Here is a 17,378-nt window from a genome sequence, read left to right as displayed (position 1 = left end):
AAAGGCAAATTATCCGAAACCTTTTGCCTACAAAATATTCTGAAACAAGCAATACCAGAGTATAGTTCTGTCCGCCCTTACCATATCGTCTGGTACCCAAAAATATATGACAAACTGAAAGCTTCGTTTATCATTTCTTTTAAGGTGGGAAACCTATGTCAGCAATTCTTTGGAAAATTATCAAAAGCCTTATATTACTTTACCTCATTTATGTTCTAGTGAGCGGCTTACTTATCTTTTATGTAACCTCACCTAAAGCTGCCAAACCTCAAGCGGCCGAATTTCAAGAAACAAGCGAAAGCATTGCCCTCATTGACGATGTTGAAGAGGCCTGGCAAGCACGTGTCGATTTAATTTCTCAAGCGAAAGAAACCTTGGATATCTCTTACTATGCCCTTCATGGGGGCGAAACGGTAGACGAATTTCTAGGCCTCATTATCGATGCCGCTAATCGCGGGGTAAAAGTCCGCTTCATGCTTGATAGTATCGCCCACGGTCTATGGCTTAAGCCAAGTCTGTACAAAGCTATTGCCCAGCATCCAAACATTGATTTTGCTTACTATGAGCCCTTAAATTTGCTCATTCCAATATCTTGGCATCACCGTCTCCATGACAAAATCATACTTGTCGATAACGAGATAGCCATGATGGGTGGACGCAACATCGGTGATAAATACTTCACCCATCAAACTAAATCCACCTCCATCGACCGGGATGTCATTCTCTTTCCTGGCGCTGACGGAAAGCACGTCTTAATTCAGCAAATTAGCGACTACTTCAACCAACTTTGGACCTCGCCACATAACTTTGTCCAAGGGCCTGAGTATACGGACTCGACTCTAGCGCAAACGTCCCAATTCCAACTGGAATTAGCGCAAGAAGCCAAGCAAAGCAACCCGGGTGATCCAAGCTTAAAAGTCTGGCGTGAGCGGGCGGTACCTATCCACCGCGGATACCTTATCTCCAATCCGCTCAAACGTGGCTTCAACGAGCCAACTGTTTGGAGCAATATGCTCTATCTCATGCAACAAGCAGAAGACAATATTTTGGTCCAAAGTCCTTATGTTATCCCGTCCTCACAAATGCGCGCGGATCTCAAATTTAACCACCAGGAATTTGCGGATGTAGACATCAACCTCTTAAGCAATAGCCTGGCTTCCAGCAATAACATTCTAGCCAACAGTGGCTATCAGAATAATCGCCAAGCAATCTTAGAACAAGGCATCCACTTATATGAGTTTCAACCTAGAGAAGCCCAACTTCACACCAAAGCTATCGTCATCGATGAACGTATTAGTGCGGTGGGGACCTTCAATATCGACAGTCGCAGCACTTACTTGAACACCGAATCCATGCTAGTGATTGATAGTCCCGAATTCACTGCCAAACTATTGGACGACTTGCGAACCCGCTATGACGATCAAATCGAGGCCATCAGCCCAGCCGGCGAAGACCCGTCCGCTCCCCCTTTCTTCAAGAAATTCCTCGTAACCATCCTACGCCCTCTGGCTACCCTATTCACCCCTTTATTGTAATTGTTAAAGGATACGCTCGGACGTATCCTTTTTATATTGGAACAATGCAAATTCAGAACACTTATGAGTCTGCCCTCTTTTAACAGTTTATAGAAGTCATTTTTTCGCTCTTCGCCAGTTCCCGTGCGTTAGTTTTAACAGATACGGTAGAAGCGAAGTTGTCAAAGCTGTCGCTGATTATATCTTTTGCAGGGAAAATCGTACTTAAATTCTTTCTTAAGATATTCGCCAATATTCGATAGTTGTTTCTAATGTAGATAAATTCCTTTAGATGGAACAAAGTTAATAGTATCAACACGATTATTTACAGTGATTTAAAACGTTCTGCTTTCGAAATCATTTGGGCTTATGAACAACTATCATTTGTCAAAGCCGATATTTTGTTCTGAAGTAGATTGTAACAATCCTAAATTAAAGAAGGGATATCTACATGAGAATACTTATCGCCTATCTTCGCAAGTATTGGCCCCTGCTAATTGGTCAACTCAGCTTTGAAACGCTATGGGCAGCCAGTCAGCTAGCTATCCCGCGGCTGATGGTTAATGTCATTGACGCGGGTGTTGCTCAAGGCAATATGGAACTCATTGTCCAAAATGGCTTGTACATGATTGGCGCAACCCTTATTAATATCGCCGCGCTCCTGATTAATGTCTACTTTCTAACTCAGTTGAATGGCGTGTCTCCAGAGACTTGCGCGGAGATTTATTTGCCCGCATCATTGCCTGGTCCAAAGAAACACGTCTGAACTTTACCAATGCCACCCTTATTACCCGTACAGTCAATGACGTCAAGCAAGTGTCTAATTTTATCGATCTTTCCCTGCGTAAAACATACACTACAGCTATTACCGTCATTGGTGCCAGCTGGCTAGCTTTCAGTCTTGATGCCCGCTTGGCTTCAATTACATTGATTATTATCCCGGTTGTACTGACAGTCTCCCTGGCACTCATTCGGCGGGCCGTGCCTAAATAAGGCCGCATTCGCCAAACCATTGATACAATCAACCAGAAATTCCGCGAGAATTCAACAGGGATTCGGGTAGTCAAAGCCTTTAAAAAGACGGACTACGAAGAGCGGGCCTTCGCCCAAGCAACCGATGCGTCTTTTGATGCTAATGTGAAAGCCGAAAGCACCATGATGCTTCTCAGCCCCCTCATCTTGCTTGTGGCCAATGCCTTAACTTTGGTCATTCTCTATAATGGGGGGACACCGCGCCGAGGCAGGTAATTTATCCGTTGGTGTCTTAGTAGCCATTATTGAATACACTGCCATGGCCTTGACGAATATTCAACAATTTGCCACGATTCTAGCTATTGTACCGCGCTCACAAGTCTCCATCCAGCGGATTAGCGAAGTGGTAACCGCTCACTCAACTAGCTTTATTATCGCCCATCGCCTTTCCACAATCCATGATGCGGACCGCATTATCGTCATGTATCAAGGGAGCATTATCAAAGCAGGCACCCACCAAGAACTCCTCGACGCCGCGGTGGACATTATGCAAGCCTCTATGAAGCAGGCCTTAATTAAAAAACGAAGTTTCTTAGCCGAAATACTGCCAAGAAACTTCGTTTTTAATTCTGCCCGAGAAGCCAAATATAATATCGCAAGCTACTCACTTCTAAAACCCGCGTCAACAAAGAGAGATTGTAGCCCTCCTCTGCCAGCTCATAAATCGTCATAAAACATATGAGTTCGTCATCAAGTCTCCCCACCCGTTGGCGAACAACACCTTTCCTCATGAGCGCTATTCTTTGAACCTCAAGGAATTTTTTCTCCAACAATAAAGTCTTTTTGTACTCTTTCAGTCGCTGAGTCTCGGCTAAATCAGACTCAGTTTCTGCTTCCTGCAAGTTACTTGGTTTAATAAAGCCATCTCGCCCCTGCTGTTGATATTTCTTCACCCAGGCATATACATTAGCATAAGTAACGTCATACTTATCAGCCACCTCTTGATATGTCAAATCTGTCTGTAAATATGCCTCAACAATTGCCAGCTTTTCTTCCGGGGTCTTTCGCCGCTTTGTCAAGCTATCCACCTCTTTTCTTACTAGAAACTCTACACCGTCAACCCCCATCTGTCAAAAAAATCACCTTCAATTTAAAACACTAATCAACACCATACCTAACATTGCTTCATTTGGTACAGGGATTCATAATCGAATTAAGCTTCACGGCACCTCACCGTGACTGTCTTTATATAAATATGCTATTTGGCAAAAAGATTAGTAAAACTACGTCATGGGAGAGGGGATACGCCGGACTGGATTCCATGGGAACCGTCTCCCACGGAATGTTTTCGGCCGATTATTCCGTCGGAAGGAGTTCCCACGGAATTTTGCGCAGATTTTATTCCGTCGGACGACTTCTCCACGGAATTGTGTCATATATACAGGGCATAGACCTTTTTTGTGCTCCATCCCAATACAAAAAGCCACGGATCAATCCGCAGCTTTTGGGCAAAATCATGGCAAATCATAACTTTTGAAAGAGGAACAAGGCCAAAACTTTATTCCACCGCTTTCAATGCTTCAACCATGTCAATATGCTTCAGCTTGAAATGCATTACCAACATGACGATAGCTGAGAAGACAAAGGTTAGCGCAAGGGAGATTATGTAACTAGAAGCATCAACTTGCGGATAGAACAGCATATCAGGCGTCTGCATAGTCTTCATGAGGAACTTCGTTAGGAAATTACCAGCTAATAAGCCACCTAGGCCACCCAATAAGGTTAAAATTAAAATTTCAGCGAAGATATACATCGTCACTTCACGATCATAAAAACCTAAAACTTTAATAGTTGAAAGCTCTCGCAATCGCTCAGAAATATTGATATTCGTCAAATTGTACAAGACTACAAAAGCTAAGCCAGCGGCTGAAACGATGAGGACCACCGTAATTAACTCTAAACTTCTCATGGCTGAATCGACGGTTTGAGCAATGACCTCTTGGCCGACAACAGATAAGACTGCATCTGAATCGTGTAACAAGCCATCTTCCAGCGCTTTACGGCTGTCTTCATCGGTATAATTTATATACAGCATGTTCATTTCCGGCTCCTCGCCGAAAATATTCATGTAATCCTCAGCTGTCATGTAGATGTAATGATTAATATAGTTTTCCACAACGGTTGACGTCTCGAAGGAGTAACTGCGATAATCATCATCCGTTAAAGTAACCTTGGCCGGACCTTCGCCGGATAAGCCATAATGTTCAGCCAAACGTTCCGTCATCACCGGCCCCGTCTGCTTCAAATCCAACAACTGATTCGGCTGACTGCGTTCTCGTATTCTGACATTTTTTTGGAAAGAGCTTGCATCAGACAAGGGCACTAGCACACTGACCGCTTGATTACCACCGCTGCCATCTGTGTCAAAAGGCATGAGTGCCATCGCTGTATAATGAGCCACTTCAGGCGCATCATCCAAGTCAGCCAGTAAATCCTCAAGAGCTTCTGCTTGATGACTATTCACGAGCACCATACTTTCAAAAGACTGCAAATCATTGAACTGCGTATCCACAATACCGGCGATTGTATCACTAATACCAAAACCAGTTACAATCAACATACTACAACCTAACACGCCTAACAGGGTCATACTGTTCCGGCCCTTATAGCGCAGTAAATTGCGGAAGGTCATCTTCCGGTCGAAACTCAGCCGGTTCCAAATTGCTGGGAAACGCTCAAGAAATATCTTCTTACCCGAGCGTGGCGGTTCAGGGCGGAGTAAATTGGCGGGTGCCGTTTGCAGCTTATTTAAAGGCGTCATAATAGCCGGCACAAATGCTGTTGCCAAGGCAATTAGCGCAACTATTCCGTTCCACATCGGCGAACTTGCTATTGCCATCTCGCCGAAATAATATAAGGAATTATACGCACCTAGAATAACTGGTGGGAACACAAGATGCCCTGCAATGAGACCCAGAATCGTTCCAATTACCGCTGCAAGTCCAGCATAAGTGACAAACTTGGAGATAATCACATGGTTGTCATAACCTAATTGTTCCATCGTCCCCATGTAATTACGCTCTTCATTGACCATACGTTGAACGGTAGTAAAGGTCACTAGAATCGCAATTGCAAAGAAAATGACCGGGAAGACATTGCTGATGGCATCTAACTGCTGACTATTATCACGAATTCCCGAATATGTACTCAAATCCGATCGCTGATTCACAATATAAGTTGGCTCCACTAAATCAGCGCGCTGCTTTCTGGCTCCTTCCAACGCATCTTCGGCTTCTTGTAAATCGGCTAAAGCCTCCTCGCGCTCACTGCGGTAAGTTTCCTGCCCGTCCCGCCACTCGGCCCAGCCATCATCCAACTCAAGCCGCCCATCCTCAAGTTCCTGCTCAGCGTCCGCTAACTCTCGTTGACCCGACGCTAGTTCACTTTGAGCTGATGCAAGTTCAGCTTGGGCTTCTTGAAGCCGCGCTCGATTCGCTTGAACTTCTTGGCGACCATCGGCTAATTGCACCCGACCGGCTTCTAATTCGGCATAGGCTTGATCGAGGGCAGCCTGCCCTTCCAGACGACCACTTTCAAGGGCTTGGCGACCAGCCTTAAGTTCCTGTTCAGCTTGTTGGCTTTGAGCGAGTCCAGCTTCATAAGCTGCCCAACCTGCTGCTAACTCTTCTTGGCCGGTCAACAATTCCTGAATAGGTGCCAATTGCGCTTCAATGGTTGCCAGCCCTTCTTCTAAGGCCTCTAACTGTGCTTGAATTGGGACCTCGGCCCCAACCTCGCCTGCTGAAGTGGTGTTATTTGTCAAAGCCGCTTGTTGTTCTTGATTGCTGGCTAAGTCAGTTTCAATAGTCGCTTGCTCAGCTACCAAGGCGTCATAAGTCGAATCAATCGTTTCGTAGTTGGCTAACTGGCCATTGACTGAGGCCAAAGCTTGGCTCACTTCGCCCATCTGCCCTTCCAACTGACGAATACGCTCAGCCAATTCTACTTGCAAGTTTGTCTCCGTTGCTTGGCTTTGTTGACTTAATAAATCAGCCATCTGGGCTTCGTATTGACTGTAATTAGCAACTAAAGCTGAGTGTTCAGCTAATAAAGTGTCACGGGTAGCTATGGCGTCTGTCACTTCTGCTAATTGTTGATTGATGTCAGTAAGCCTTACTTCTAAAGAATTTTGCTCGGCGACCAAAGCGGCAATTTGCTCGGCTAAGGCCTCGTTCGTACCTTCACCTTGATTCGCCTCAGGATTTAGCTGGGCTAATAAGGCATCCTTTTGCTTGGTTAATGTCTCTTTTTGTCGGCTTAAATCGGCGGCCAATGCTTTTAGACTATCCAAAGTTGTTCCATCAGGCAACTGGCTGAGCGCTGCTTGATAGGCCGCCTCACTCGCCTCTAATTGTTGACGACTTGTGGCTAACTCTTGCTTGCCAGCTTCCAAGGCGGCTAGGCCTGCCTGATAATCTGCTTCAGCTTGTTGCATTTCTGCTTGGTAATTCGCCTGGCCTGCTTCATAACTTTCCAGTCCAGCTTGATAGTCCGCTTCTGCTTTAGCCAGTTCTGCTTCCCCAGCCTGCAAGGCTTCTTGGCCAGATTCAAATTCAGTCAGCCCCGACTCATATGCTTCCTGGGCGGATGCTAGCTCCTCTCGGCCGCGCTCCAAGTCCCGCAAACCTTCCTCATAGGAAGCTTCCGCCTCTTCAAGTTCAGCTTGAGTCTCATCGAGAGTCTCTTGACCATCATCTAGTTCAAGGTAGGCCGAAGAAATTTCCGAGGTAGCTGTTGCAATCCTCTCATCCAAATCGGCTCTCAGACTTGCCAGGCGCAAGGCAGGACGACCTTTAATCGCCTCTTCTATCTGACCGCCTACTTCGGCCATGCGCTTCTCGTAGGTCTCACTAAAAGCTTGTAAACCCCCAGTTGCATCTGCCCAGTAATAAGCTTCCGTGTATAATTCACCCAGCATATCATCGGCAGATACGACCCCGAAAACCGTCACTTCATCCGTTCCACGGCTTGTACGCTCATAATACAAAGGACTCTCGACGAAGCCAACCACCCGGTATTTCCCGCGTGTCAACTTGGGCACGCTCGGCTCCTCATCAGCCTTCGCCACATCTTCCTCGCTCACCTCAACGATTGAACCAATATAAATCGGGGAAGCTGAATCCGGATTGAGCATATCTAAATACTTACTGTCCAGAGCGATTTCACCGCTACCCTCAGGAAGTCGGCCATCGACAACGCGATAGAAAGCCGTCTGTAGATCGCCATCATAGGCAAATAATTTGGCCGTTTCACTCCCAGGCATAATCGACGTTTGAACCGTCTGCATCGGCTTCCAAGTCATACCTGACACCTTCGCCAAAGCCTCCGTATCCTCACCGTCTAGCCCATAGGTACTGCGGACCACCCCATCAGGCATATTATATTTGTCAAAATAAGTCGCCGCTGTCTCCAACATTGACGGTCCAGACATGCGAATCCCTATGAAGAAGGCAACCCCGAGTAGAATAATAACCAAGATCGACATGAAGCGAGGCAATGACTTGCGGATGGCTCTTAAATTATCCTTCCATACCGTAGCATTCATTTCATCACTTCCTCTCTACCAATGAATCTCCTCTACAGCTTTCGGGGCTTCATTCATCTCCACCGATGCTACTTTCCCATTATTAATACGAATTACCCGGTCAGCCATTTCTGAAATCGTCGCATTATGGGTAATAACAATCACGGTGGTACCGTATTGGCGGCACGTATCCTGCAAAAGTTTCAGAATCTGTTGACCTGTCTCATTATCCAAAGCGCCTGTCGGCTCATCGGCTAAAAGTAACTTCGGCTGGCTGGCAATAGCTCGCGCAATGGAAACCCTTTGCTGCTCTCCGCCGGATAACTGGGCTGGGAAATTATCTGCTCGGTGGGCAAGGCCACATCGTTCTAGAACTTCCAGCGCATCGGCTGAACTATCTGAAATTTGAATAGCTAGATCCACATTTTCCTTAGCTGTTAGATTGGGAACAAGATTATAATTTTGGAAGACAAAGCCAATTTGATAACGGCGGAAACGTGTCAGCTCCTCATTTGAATATGCTGCAATGTTCTCCCCGTCTACAATAATATCCCCTGAGGTTGGCTGATCCATTCCACCAAGAATATTCATCGTAGTTGATTTGCCTGCACCTGACGGGCCCAACATCACCGCAAACTCTCCTTCTTCCACGGCAAAAGTCACTCCGTCGTTAGCATGAGTTAGGGTGTCCCCGTTTCGATATGTTTTGACAATATTTCGGAGCTCGATATAACTCATCTCCTCACCTCCTTAATGACTGCGATAATAGGCCATCACTTTTAAATATTGACTCGTTGCATCGGCAGTTGTCTGGAAATCTTCCGGCAAGCCAAATTGTTGCAAAAGATGAACTTGCGCAACACTGCGCTCAGCTGCCATACGTAAATCCTCTCGAAACGCATCCTGAGGATAGCCACTATGATTTGTTGATAGAATGGTCATTCCACCTACTTCAGTTAAGGCAAATAAATCTTCAGCAAGTTGGGCGTAATCTTGACGGGCGCTAAACGTATATTGCTTAGTCCGTGCAAAACTTGGCGGATCACAAATCACCATATCAAATTTCAAGCCATGACGCTTCGCATAACGAATGTAATCAAATACATCCATGACCCGAATTTCTCGCACCTCTTGGTTTCGTTCAAGATGATTGACCGCAAACTGCTCTTCGGTCAAATCTAGTGAGCGGTTGGCTACATCTACACTTATCGTCTTTGCTGCTCCACCCATTTCTGCTGCAACGGAGAAGGCGCCTGTATAGCTGAATAAATTCAATACCGTCAAAGCCTTGGCTTGTTGCTTGACGAAGTTTCGCACTTCCCGCTGATCAAGGAAAATACCGGTCATCCAATCCTCACCTAAATACGTGGCATATGTCACCCCATTCTCCTGGATGAGGTGGGGCTTCTCTGCTTCCTCGCCCCATGTATGGCGTACTGCCTCAGCTACCTTCAGCTGGCCGAAACGCTGGGTCTCATAAATCCCCAGAATATGTATCGGTAAAGTCTGTAAGGCTTCGAAAATCCATTCACGAAAGGCATAAATACCTTGGGAATACCAATTAATTTGCAGAAAACCTGCATACCAATCAACCGTCACACCCGGAATTTGATCCCCTTCACCATTGATTAAACGAAAAGCCGTCGTCTCCTTAGATCCGAAAAGCGCCGCTCGTTTGTTGTAGGCAAGTTTCACTCTCTCATCTACAAACATCCGACTCCAATCACCATCTGCTTCAACGGTGTACAACCAGCCGAGGCCTTTTTGTTGGCGTGCAATCAGAGCCTTGCCTGCATACTGCTTATCGAAACCCCAAAGGAGGATACTTTCACCTTCTGGTAAGTCCTCTGCCCCTGTTTCTTGAATATCTTCAGCCAATAATAAGCGTTCTCCTGCTTTAACTCGCTGAGTTGCTTGTTTTTTTAAATGAAATTCACGCATCTTTTTAATCCTTCTATACTATTTGATGTTACAATAGTAACATCTAAAGCTTTGTATCTGCAACCAAAAAGCCACTAGATGTGACACATGCGAGGCTTTTGAAACATCAGAAAGGAGCAACTTCCCAATGACCCTTACCACGAATCAACAAGGCAAGCAACTGAGTCAAGAAGCCTTACAGACGGCGTTATTACAACTTTTAGAAAGCACCCCTTTTGATGAAATTACAATTACCCAACTTACCGAGCGCGCTGGGGTATCGCGCATGACCTATTACCGACATTACGCCTCTTTAGAAGAGCTTTTCTATGAGATTATCCACCACTTCTTCCAAGAAATTCTCAACCAAGGGGGCACTTATATCGTTCAAGGCAAATTAGATTTATTCTGGTCCAAGCTCTTCCACTTTCTCTATCAGCATCAACATTTCCTGCAAACAATTCTCTCCGGAGAACAACGTAATTATGTGCTGCGCTACTTGAATGACATCTTCGATACTGCACAAACTCTCAATACAGACCGCTACCGCATCCGTGGCATCATTGGCCTTACTTATAATGTGATGATTGAGTGGATTCAACAAGATTACGACTTACCCCCCGACGATTTAGCTGATTTACTGTCCAACCTTATTCAAGGAGATGCCATCCCACAGAATTCCCCCTTATTAGATCTCTACAAATAGTTAAAACCTCGTTCAAGCTCAATTAAGTGGCTTGAACGAGGTTGACTTAACTTAAATTAACGCCATTTCAATGGATCGCGCCAAACATAGATGATTCCTACTAGGAAAGCTGCTACAACAATCAGATGCAACAGTCCCTTAAGGATTGTTGGCAAGGGACTTACTAAAGCAATCGCCCAAGGTAGAATCAGCCCCATCGCTAACAAAATTCCAATCGTCCAGGCTAATTTCTGCCAGGACACTTGGCGAAAGCTACTCCACACAAAGAAAATTAAGAAGAAAAATAAAAACGAAATTCCCCCATGAAGTAACCCCTTCTGTCCCGGTGTCCAGTGACTCGTCAGCGGGACAACTACCGCAAAGATTACAGCAAGGGCTATGAGATAGATAGCTGTTCTGCGAATATTTGCTTGCATCGGCACTCCTCCTTTCTTAAGGTTCTCCCATAGTCTAACACAGTTGTCATTACACATAATAGAAAGTTACTCAGGCAATTTCAATCTGCTAATTAAAGCGTAAATTTCCGCTATTTTATAGCACTGACCTGCAATACATAATTATACAACTATGCTGAAAAATACAGTCGTATCAACGTTCAGTAATAATGATATTCATTGAGGTGTATAATTTCAGAGAAGTTTAAATTAAAGCGAGCTTAGATCCTGCCAAGATAAATACAAAACGCTTAGAATGCTGTCGATTCAACATTCTAAGCGTTTATAGCGTGACTTATAAGTTAGTCGGCGAGAGCCTACTTAAATCATTAGTCTTCTTTGCGACGTCCGATACCTGCGCCCACACTTATGCTTGCGATTGCAAGTAACGGAGCAATACTGCTTGTAGCAACTAAATCTTCTTCGTAAACAATTGCGACATTTGCCATGGTGTCATGATAGAACACAACGTGTCCATCAATCATTTCGAAATCTGTGATTTCTTCAATGACATCCATGTTGTCGTCTACCAAGTACACTCGAGCAACTTTCTTGTCCGTATCGAATGGCACACGAATTTCAACTGCTCTACTCGGTAGTACGGTGACATCGTCAGCATTAACAAAATCTAATTTAAACAACTCGAAAATCTCAATGATTTGACCATCAGCAAGTACGATTGGTGCCGTCACTTCCAGCGGTGTTACTATAACACGCCCTTGTACAAGAATCGGTTGGCTATTATCTGTACGACTTGGTCTAGTAACCGCTGGCACTACCGGTTTAGTAGCTGTAGCAGGTTCAGAGAAACTTGGCCTTGTAGGCGTCAAGTTAGTACCTGGTACTTGAGAGCCAGTTGTTCCTTGATTACCTGACACGCTGCCATCTGTTTGCGCTCCAGTACTACCAGTTGTTCCAGAAGTTGGTGCTGGAATAGGTGTCGGTTCCGGCTCTGGCTGTGGTTCTGGATCTGGTTCTGGAGTAGGTTCCGGTTGTGGATCTGGCTCTGGTGTCGGTTCCGGTTGTGGATCCGGCTCTGGTGTCGGTTCCGGTTGCGGCTCCGGTTCTGGTGTCGGTTCTGGTTGCAGATCCGGCTCTGGCTGTGGTTCTGGCTCAGGTTCTGGAGTAGGTTCCGGTTGTGGTTCTGGCTCTGGTGTCGGTTCTGGTTGCGGTTCCGGCTCTGGCATTGGTTCCGGTTGCGGCTCAGGCTCTGACTCTGGATCTGGTTCCGGTGTCGGTTCAGGCTCTGGTGTTGGCTCTGGCTGTGGATCCGGCTCTGGTGTCGGTTCTGGTTCCGGTTGTGGCTCTGGCATTGGTTCCGGTTGTGGATCTGGTTCTGGTTCTGGAGTCGGCTTTGGTTGTGGTTCCGGCTCTGGCTGTGGATCCGGCTCTGGAGTCGGTTCTGGTTCCGGTTGTGGATCGATAACCAATGTACCTACGTGTACTTCTTGGGTAACTGGGGCCACCTCTTCTAGAACCGTTTCTATTGTACGGATTGTTCCATTTTCGCCAACCTTTTCTACAATTGAACGTCTATATCCATCAACCCCTGCTACCTCTATAATACTTATACCTGCCGATAAGGTTGGGTCTTCTATAATCACTTCGTCGAAAGAGATTGTCGTTTCTGCATAGCTTACGACAACTGGTTCTGTCCGCAAGCTGATTTGATTATCTAATCCTTCTACTACAGAAACTGGATTAGCAACTGTGAAGTAGACACGCACTTCGTCTTGATTGACCAGGTCATGATCAAGTGTGAAGCTATAAACAGCTCCATTTTGTACAGGTGTGACAGGACTTGCAACTTGGTTAATATAGAGAGTGACATTACTTATCGGTTGATCTACTTGGTTGATAGCAAAGTTTACAAGGGTTGGATTAGCCACTTGTAAACCAGCCATTATTCCTTCTTGAGCCTTATTTAAGTCCGTCACCAATAGTACATTGTGGTCCTCTGGGAAAGCATAGTCTTCGTAACCAACGACATGCTCATTCGTCATGCCATCCACAACATTGGCAAGTAGACCTGTCAAGTTATTAATGATGCCTTGGGCCGTTGGATCAGCCACTGCTTGACTTAATAAGTCAGACACAGAAGTCACCCCTACACTGGTTAACGTTTCACCAACATTAGCACCGAGGGTGCTATTCACTGTAGATTCAATTGTTGAAGCAATTAAACCACCATTAAAGAAACCATAAGTTCTAACTGGCTCGAAAAATTGAGGAACTGTTGGATCATAGACTAATTGTGTCGCAATATCCTGCACAATAGGATCTAAGGTTCCCTTCACGGCTGTGATTAGATTTTGGGCAAATTCACCACCACGATTCGCAAGTAAATCAATAGAATCTGCAACCCATTGCGGCTGCGTTTCATTTCCTTCTAAGTAAGAAGTGTAAGCATAATTCGCTAAGTCTGTTACGGTCTTTACTTGACCATTGTCTTGGGCTACTTCCATATTAAGGATGTCACCGGCAAGATTTGTCAGACGTTCGCGCAGTAGTGCACGGTCACTAAAGACAGCTGCATCTAAATCAGTCATTAAATTACCAAGAAGTGGTACTAAATTATCTTCTGCGACAAAATACTCGTAAGGTGAACCGTTATTCACAGAAATATTGATTTGCGCACCAGGGCCTGCATATTGGCGACCTGTTTGTTGAGCAATCGCCTCATTCCAAAAGGCCGTTACTGCTATACTTCCTACTACTGGAATGTTTGCCACTTTCTGGTTATTCACCGCCGGGGCTGCTTCGGTTCCAAGTAATGCACTTATTTGCGTCACGAGCGTTTGCGGAATATCCTCTTGGGCAACTGTCGGGAACACAAATTCTTGCAACAATTGTGCCGTTGAAATGTTCTCATATTGTGGTAAACCTAAGTAGTAGTCCACTAAACCGGCAACTAATTCAGGCGTAATCAAGTTACCATAACCATAGGCGGTTACATCAGGCACGACGATTTGATTACCGTTTAAGTCCGTAAAGACAATTTCACCGATTTGTTGAGATACGCTCTCTAAAGAATAGGCCGAGTCTTTTGAATCGATATTATTCACGAGTTTGATATGACGAATGGAAGATGGGTAAGTTACCGTCGAACCTGTTTCAATGTCGTAGAAGGTATTGCCATTGTGTTCATATTTAGCGATATCATTAGCGTGCATATGGCCTGTAAAGAGGTAAGTAGCACCCGTATCGGCTAAAATCTCACGAGGTTTTTTGCCATCAACGCGCAAATCTGTTGGATCTACAAATGGAGTGTCCCAATTTTCTAAGATATAAGGAGCAAGTAAGGTTTCTTGCTCTAAGAAATGTGGAATGAAGGCATGATGACTAGCCACTAAAATAATATCATTGCGATTATGAGCTTGCTCAGAAATGTCCATCATCCATTTAGCTTGTGGCAAGGATAAAGAGCCATTCGTTTCTTGATAGTCATAACCACCCGCTGTATCGTCTACCGAGTAGTTAGCTGTATCCAGGCCAATGACTGTAACTCCGTTCTTGCCAAGTTCAGCTAAGTCGAAACGTGTCGCGTAAGATGTGTAACCATGGGCATAGTATTGGTTCTCCACTGGGCGATCAGGATGTGCTGCATTGACTTGAGCTAAATAGTCTTGGAAATACGTTGTATCTTTAAATAGCGTCACATCATTGCGGTTATATACCAAATCACCGTAAGTAGTTATAAAGTCATTCGGTGTATAGATTGGCAATTGCTCTGCCACGCCTGTTTCTGTATTGAAGTTCACGGCATAGGCGTTATTGATATCGTGATTTCCAGGCACTACAAATACGCGACGTTCCGTAAGTGGGTCCGCATTGGTTGCACTTCCGGCGTCTACGAACTTTTGTAATTGTTCTGCGATAAATTGGTGACTTTGAAATTCTGCATCTTTCGTTAAATCCCCAGGAATTAGGATAACACGACTGCCATTCTCCTCCGCTAAGTCGAAGGCACGTTCATTCACCGCTTGACTTTCCGTCAATAACTTGCGGTCACTATCTAAATACAGATTGTATTCTGGCGTATCAGCAATAAGATCCCGTGGCAAGACATGGGTATCAGACATAACCGTCATCTTCACAGACGGATTCGTCACTTCCTTGGCTTGCACTGGATCGAGAATGCGGTCAATCTCAGCATTGTATCCTACTTCAGGTGTTTCAACTGTATTTGATGGTGCTGGTTCATTTGTAAATACTTCACCAGCTGTTGTTTCGTTGACTGCTTCGGTTGACGTCGGCGTCTCGGCTGGCGCTTCTTCTGGTGTTAACGTATCCACCACGACTGTTTCTGTTGGTGCTTCTATGCCAGACTCAGCCGGTGCAACTTCTACGCTTGGTTCGCTTTCTACCGGTGCTGGTGCTGGCGTTTCCACTACTGGTGAGTCTACAACACCCGCTTCTTGAGCATGAACCGCATCAATCTGACCTAATAAGAGGCCTGAGAATAAGGCAACAGAAGCCACACCCATCTTGAACTTACGTATTCCGTAATGTTTCACAGGTGTGCCGGCTTTCTGGGCTTTCACCCATGTGTTTTTCTTACTGACCATTGTATACCTCCATTTATAAGAATGACATATATGAAACATTCGCTATAATGGTAACACCATACTGTAAAATCTATATAAAGATTATGTAAATTTAATGTAAAATTAGAATTTAGACTGCCTAAAAATAACACGGAAACTTCATTTGCTTGCAAATATTATCAAAAATACCTTCATTATTTTCTAAAAACAGGACAGATAGGTTGTTTTTTGCACGGCTTTACTAGGTAAAATAGCTGACTCGGCAAGGTTCAGAAAAGAAGCAAGAAGATGTTAGCTTTATTAGCAGTAAGCCTCGCCATAATTTCATCTTTTTAATTATCAATTTTTGCTTAGCGAGATTCAGAATTCAAAGGCCACTTCAAACCTTGACAATTCCAAGCCAAAAAAAGTGAATATCTCCAATCAATACTTCCTCAAAACAAAAAGGGAAACTTATCATAAGTTCCCTTACGTCTAGTATTTAATTTTATATAAGGCCAAGCACTTGAGCGATGAAAGGTGCTACGAAAACGGTCAGCACACTTGACGCAACCATCGCCACAGAGGCTATAGCGCCTTCTTCTTCCCCTCTTTCAAGGGCAATCGATGCCCCAATCGTGTGCCCGACCATACCAAGGGCTAGGCCACTGATCACTGGATCATCGACATTCAATAGTTTCAAGAAGGTCTTGCCGATAGCTGCTACAATTACTGCATTCAATACGACCGCTGCGGCAGTAATTCCGGCAATCCCTCCTAAAGTTTCTGTAACTGGCACAGCAATGGATGTTGTCGCAGGCTGTGTAATAAGCGATGCGGTAATGGCTGAATCAATGCTGAGCAGATTAGCCAAAGACCCGAGGGCAAACATGGATAGAGCTTGCCCTAAGACTAGGATGACAAGGATTTTCTGCCAATATTTAGCAATAATGTGTCTTTGTTTATAAAGTGGAATCGCAAAGGCGACAGTAGCTGGCTGCAGAAAGCTAGAAATAAAGTCTCCACCTGGCTGATAAGCGCTGTAAGGTATATCTGCCACCAATAATAGCCCGATTCCGACGACTGTGGCTACTAACAGAGGATTAAAGAGGAAGAATTGCCCACTCCGTTTGTAGAGATATTTCCCAACCGCAAAGGCGGCTACTGATAAGATTAAACCAAAGATAAATCTCATTCTCATGCACCTTCCTTACTCGCGATTTGATACATGGCCTAGGGTAGCACTTGCTGAAGCATGTTTGGCAAGAATTGCTTTACCCCATTGAATCCCGTCACCAATTAGCATCACTGCGACCATGGCCACCAAAGTCCAAAAGAATATCAACCCAAGAATCTTAAGCTCTTGCCCTTTAATAATATCTAAGGATGTAATCAAGGAAATACTGGAAGGTACAAAGAGAAATGAAATATTGGCTATGAATGTTTCTCCTAAATCCTCAACCCAAGCCAATTTGATTATTCCGGTGTGTAAAGCTAGGAATAAAAGTATGATACCGATAACGGAGGCTGGTATTGGCAAGGGTAGAAAGCTACTAATCACGGCACTCACGAATAATACGCCTGAAAAAATGGCCATTTGCACTAGAATTTTGCTTACTTTTTGCATCATAAATATCTCCTTTACTTTACTGTTTACTTGCTGTTCTTTACAGTCATAGAATAGCATGAAAACAACAAAGAAAGCGCTTTTATTCATGAAAT

Annotated in this window: 11 protein-coding genes and 1 pseudogene; 4 read left to right on the top strand and 8 right to left on the bottom strand. The window is 44.8% G+C overall.

Annotation, left to right across the window (positions count from 1 at the left end):
- The first annotated feature begins 155 nt into the window (after positions 1–155).
- The 3 genes and pseudogenes from CL176_RS01500 to CL176_RS12555 all read left to right on the top strand — a co-directional run.
- On the top strand, positions 156–1,535 hold the full coding sequence (locus tag CL176_RS01500; protein WP_118989719.1) for a phospholipase D-like domain-containing protein: 1,380 nt from the start codon (positions 156–158) through the stop codon (positions 1,533–1,535).
- Between the two features lie 430 nt (positions 1,536–1,965).
- On the top strand, positions 1,966–2,280 hold the full coding sequence (locus CL176_RS12560; protein ID WP_118989718.1) for a hypothetical protein: 315 nt from the start codon (positions 1,966–1,968) through the stop codon (positions 2,278–2,280).
- Positions 2,223–2,762, top strand: a pseudogene (locus tag CL176_RS12555) (ABC transporter transmembrane domain-containing protein); the annotation flags it as partial. The gene CL176_RS12560 and the pseudogene CL176_RS12555, both read left to right, overlap by 58 nt.
- 347 nt (positions 2,763–3,109) lie before the next feature.
- Here CL176_RS12555 and CL176_RS01480 read toward each other — a convergent pair.
- The 4 genes from CL176_RS01480 to CL176_RS01465 all read right to left on the bottom strand — a co-directional run bounded on the left by CL176_RS01480 (position 3,110) and on the right by CL176_RS01465 (position 10,011).
- A complete protein-coding gene (locus tag CL176_RS01480; protein WP_162890764.1) occupies positions 3,110–3,565 on the bottom strand; it encodes a transposase in 456 nt (151 codons plus the stop codon).
- Between the two features lie 479 nt (positions 3,566–4,044).
- Positions 4,045–8,091, bottom strand: a complete 4,047-nt coding sequence (locus CL176_RS01475) for an FtsX-like permease family protein (RefSeq protein ID WP_118989714.1) — start codon at positions 8,089–8,091, stop codon at positions 4,045–4,047.
- 15 nt (positions 8,092–8,106) lie between these two features.
- Positions 8,107–8,808 carry an ABC transporter ATP-binding protein gene (locus CL176_RS01470; RefSeq protein ID WP_118989713.1) on the bottom strand — a complete coding sequence of 234 codons (702 nt, stop codon included), beginning with the start codon at positions 8,806–8,808 and terminating at the stop codon, positions 8,107–8,109.
- 12 nt (positions 8,809–8,820) lie between these two features.
- A complete protein-coding gene (locus CL176_RS01465) occupies positions 8,821–10,011 on the bottom strand; it encodes a class I SAM-dependent rRNA methyltransferase (protein WP_118989712.1) in 1,191 nt (396 codons plus the stop codon).
- Positions 10,012–10,138: 127 nt separating this feature from the next.
- On the opposite strand from CL176_RS01465, the gene CL176_RS01460 reads away from it, so the two are divergent.
- The gene (locus CL176_RS01460; RefSeq protein ID WP_118989711.1) at positions 10,139–10,696 is read left to right on the top strand and encodes a TetR/AcrR family transcriptional regulator; all 558 of its coding nucleotides are present in this window, start codon (positions 10,139–10,141) and stop codon (positions 10,694–10,696) included.
- Between the two features lie 56 nt (positions 10,697–10,752).
- Here CL176_RS01460 and CL176_RS01455 read toward each other — a convergent pair whose 3' ends face one another.
- From CL176_RS01455 to CL176_RS01440, 4 genes are all read right to left on the bottom strand, one after another.
- Positions 10,753–11,112: a hypothetical protein gene (locus tag CL176_RS01455; protein WP_118989710.1), complete on the bottom strand. Its 360-nt coding sequence runs from the start codon at positions 11,110–11,112 to the stop codon at positions 10,753–10,755.
- Positions 11,113–11,459: 347 nt separating this feature from the next.
- Positions 11,460–15,698, bottom strand: coding sequence for a metallophosphoesterase (locus CL176_RS01450; protein WP_162890763.1), 4,239 nt, complete (start codon positions 15,696–15,698; stop codon positions 11,460–11,462).
- Between the two features lie 466 nt (positions 15,699–16,164).
- Positions 16,165–16,851 (bottom strand): LrgB family protein, encoded by a 687-nt coding sequence (locus CL176_RS01445; protein WP_118989708.1) that lies wholly within the window; start codon positions 16,849–16,851, stop codon positions 16,165–16,167.
- A 15-nt stretch (positions 16,852–16,866) separates the two neighbouring features.
- On the bottom strand, positions 16,867–17,286 hold the full coding sequence (locus CL176_RS01440) for a CidA/LrgA family protein (protein ID WP_162890762.1): 420 nt from the start codon (positions 17,284–17,286) through the stop codon (positions 16,867–16,869).
- Positions 17,287–17,378 lie beyond the last annotated feature (92 nt).

The sequence above is a fragment of the Suicoccus acidiformans genome (assembly GCF_003546865.1).
Classification (GTDB): domain Bacteria; phylum Bacillota; class Bacilli; order Lactobacillales; family Aerococcaceae; genus Suicoccus; species Suicoccus acidiformans.
This window is presented reverse-complemented; position numbering and strand designations above follow the sequence as displayed.

Excerpts from the sequence above, each read along its gene's own strand:
- CL176_RS01500 (WP_118989719.1), top strand. The coding sequence starts at position 156 with ATGTCAGCAATTCTTTGGAAAATTATCAAAAGCCTTATATTACTTTAC.
- CL176_RS12560 (WP_118989718.1), top strand. The coding sequence starts at position 1,966 with ATGAGAATACTTATCGCCTATCTTCGCAAGTATTGGCCCCTGCTAATT.
- CL176_RS01475 (WP_118989714.1), bottom strand. The coding sequence starts at position 8,091 with ATGAATGCTACGGTATGGAAGGATAATTTAAGAGCCATCCGCAAGTCA.
- CL176_RS01470 (WP_118989713.1), bottom strand. The coding sequence starts at position 8,808 with ATGAGTTATATCGAGCTCCGAAATATTGTCAAAACATATCGAAACGGG.
- CL176_RS01465 (WP_118989712.1), bottom strand. The coding sequence starts at position 10,011 with ATGCGTGAATTTCATTTAAAAAAACAAGCAACTCAGCGAGTTAAAGCA.
- CL176_RS01460 (WP_118989711.1), top strand. The coding sequence starts at position 10,139 with ATGACCCTTACCACGAATCAACAAGGCAAGCAACTGAGTCAAGAAGCC.
- CL176_RS01455 (WP_118989710.1), bottom strand. The coding sequence starts at position 11,112 with ATGCAAGCAAATATTCGCAGAACAGCTATCTATCTCATAGCCCTTGCT.
- CL176_RS01450 (WP_162890763.1), bottom strand. The coding sequence starts at position 15,698 with ATGGTCAGTAAGAAAAACACATGGGTGAAAGCCCAGAAAGCCGGCACA.
- CL176_RS01445 (WP_118989708.1), bottom strand. The coding sequence starts at position 16,851 with ATGAGATTTATCTTTGGTTTAATCTTATCAGTAGCCGCCTTTGCGGTT.
- CL176_RS01440 (WP_162890762.1), bottom strand. The coding sequence starts at position 17,286 with ATGATGCAAAAAGTAAGCAAAATTCTAGTGCAAATGGCCATTTTTTCA.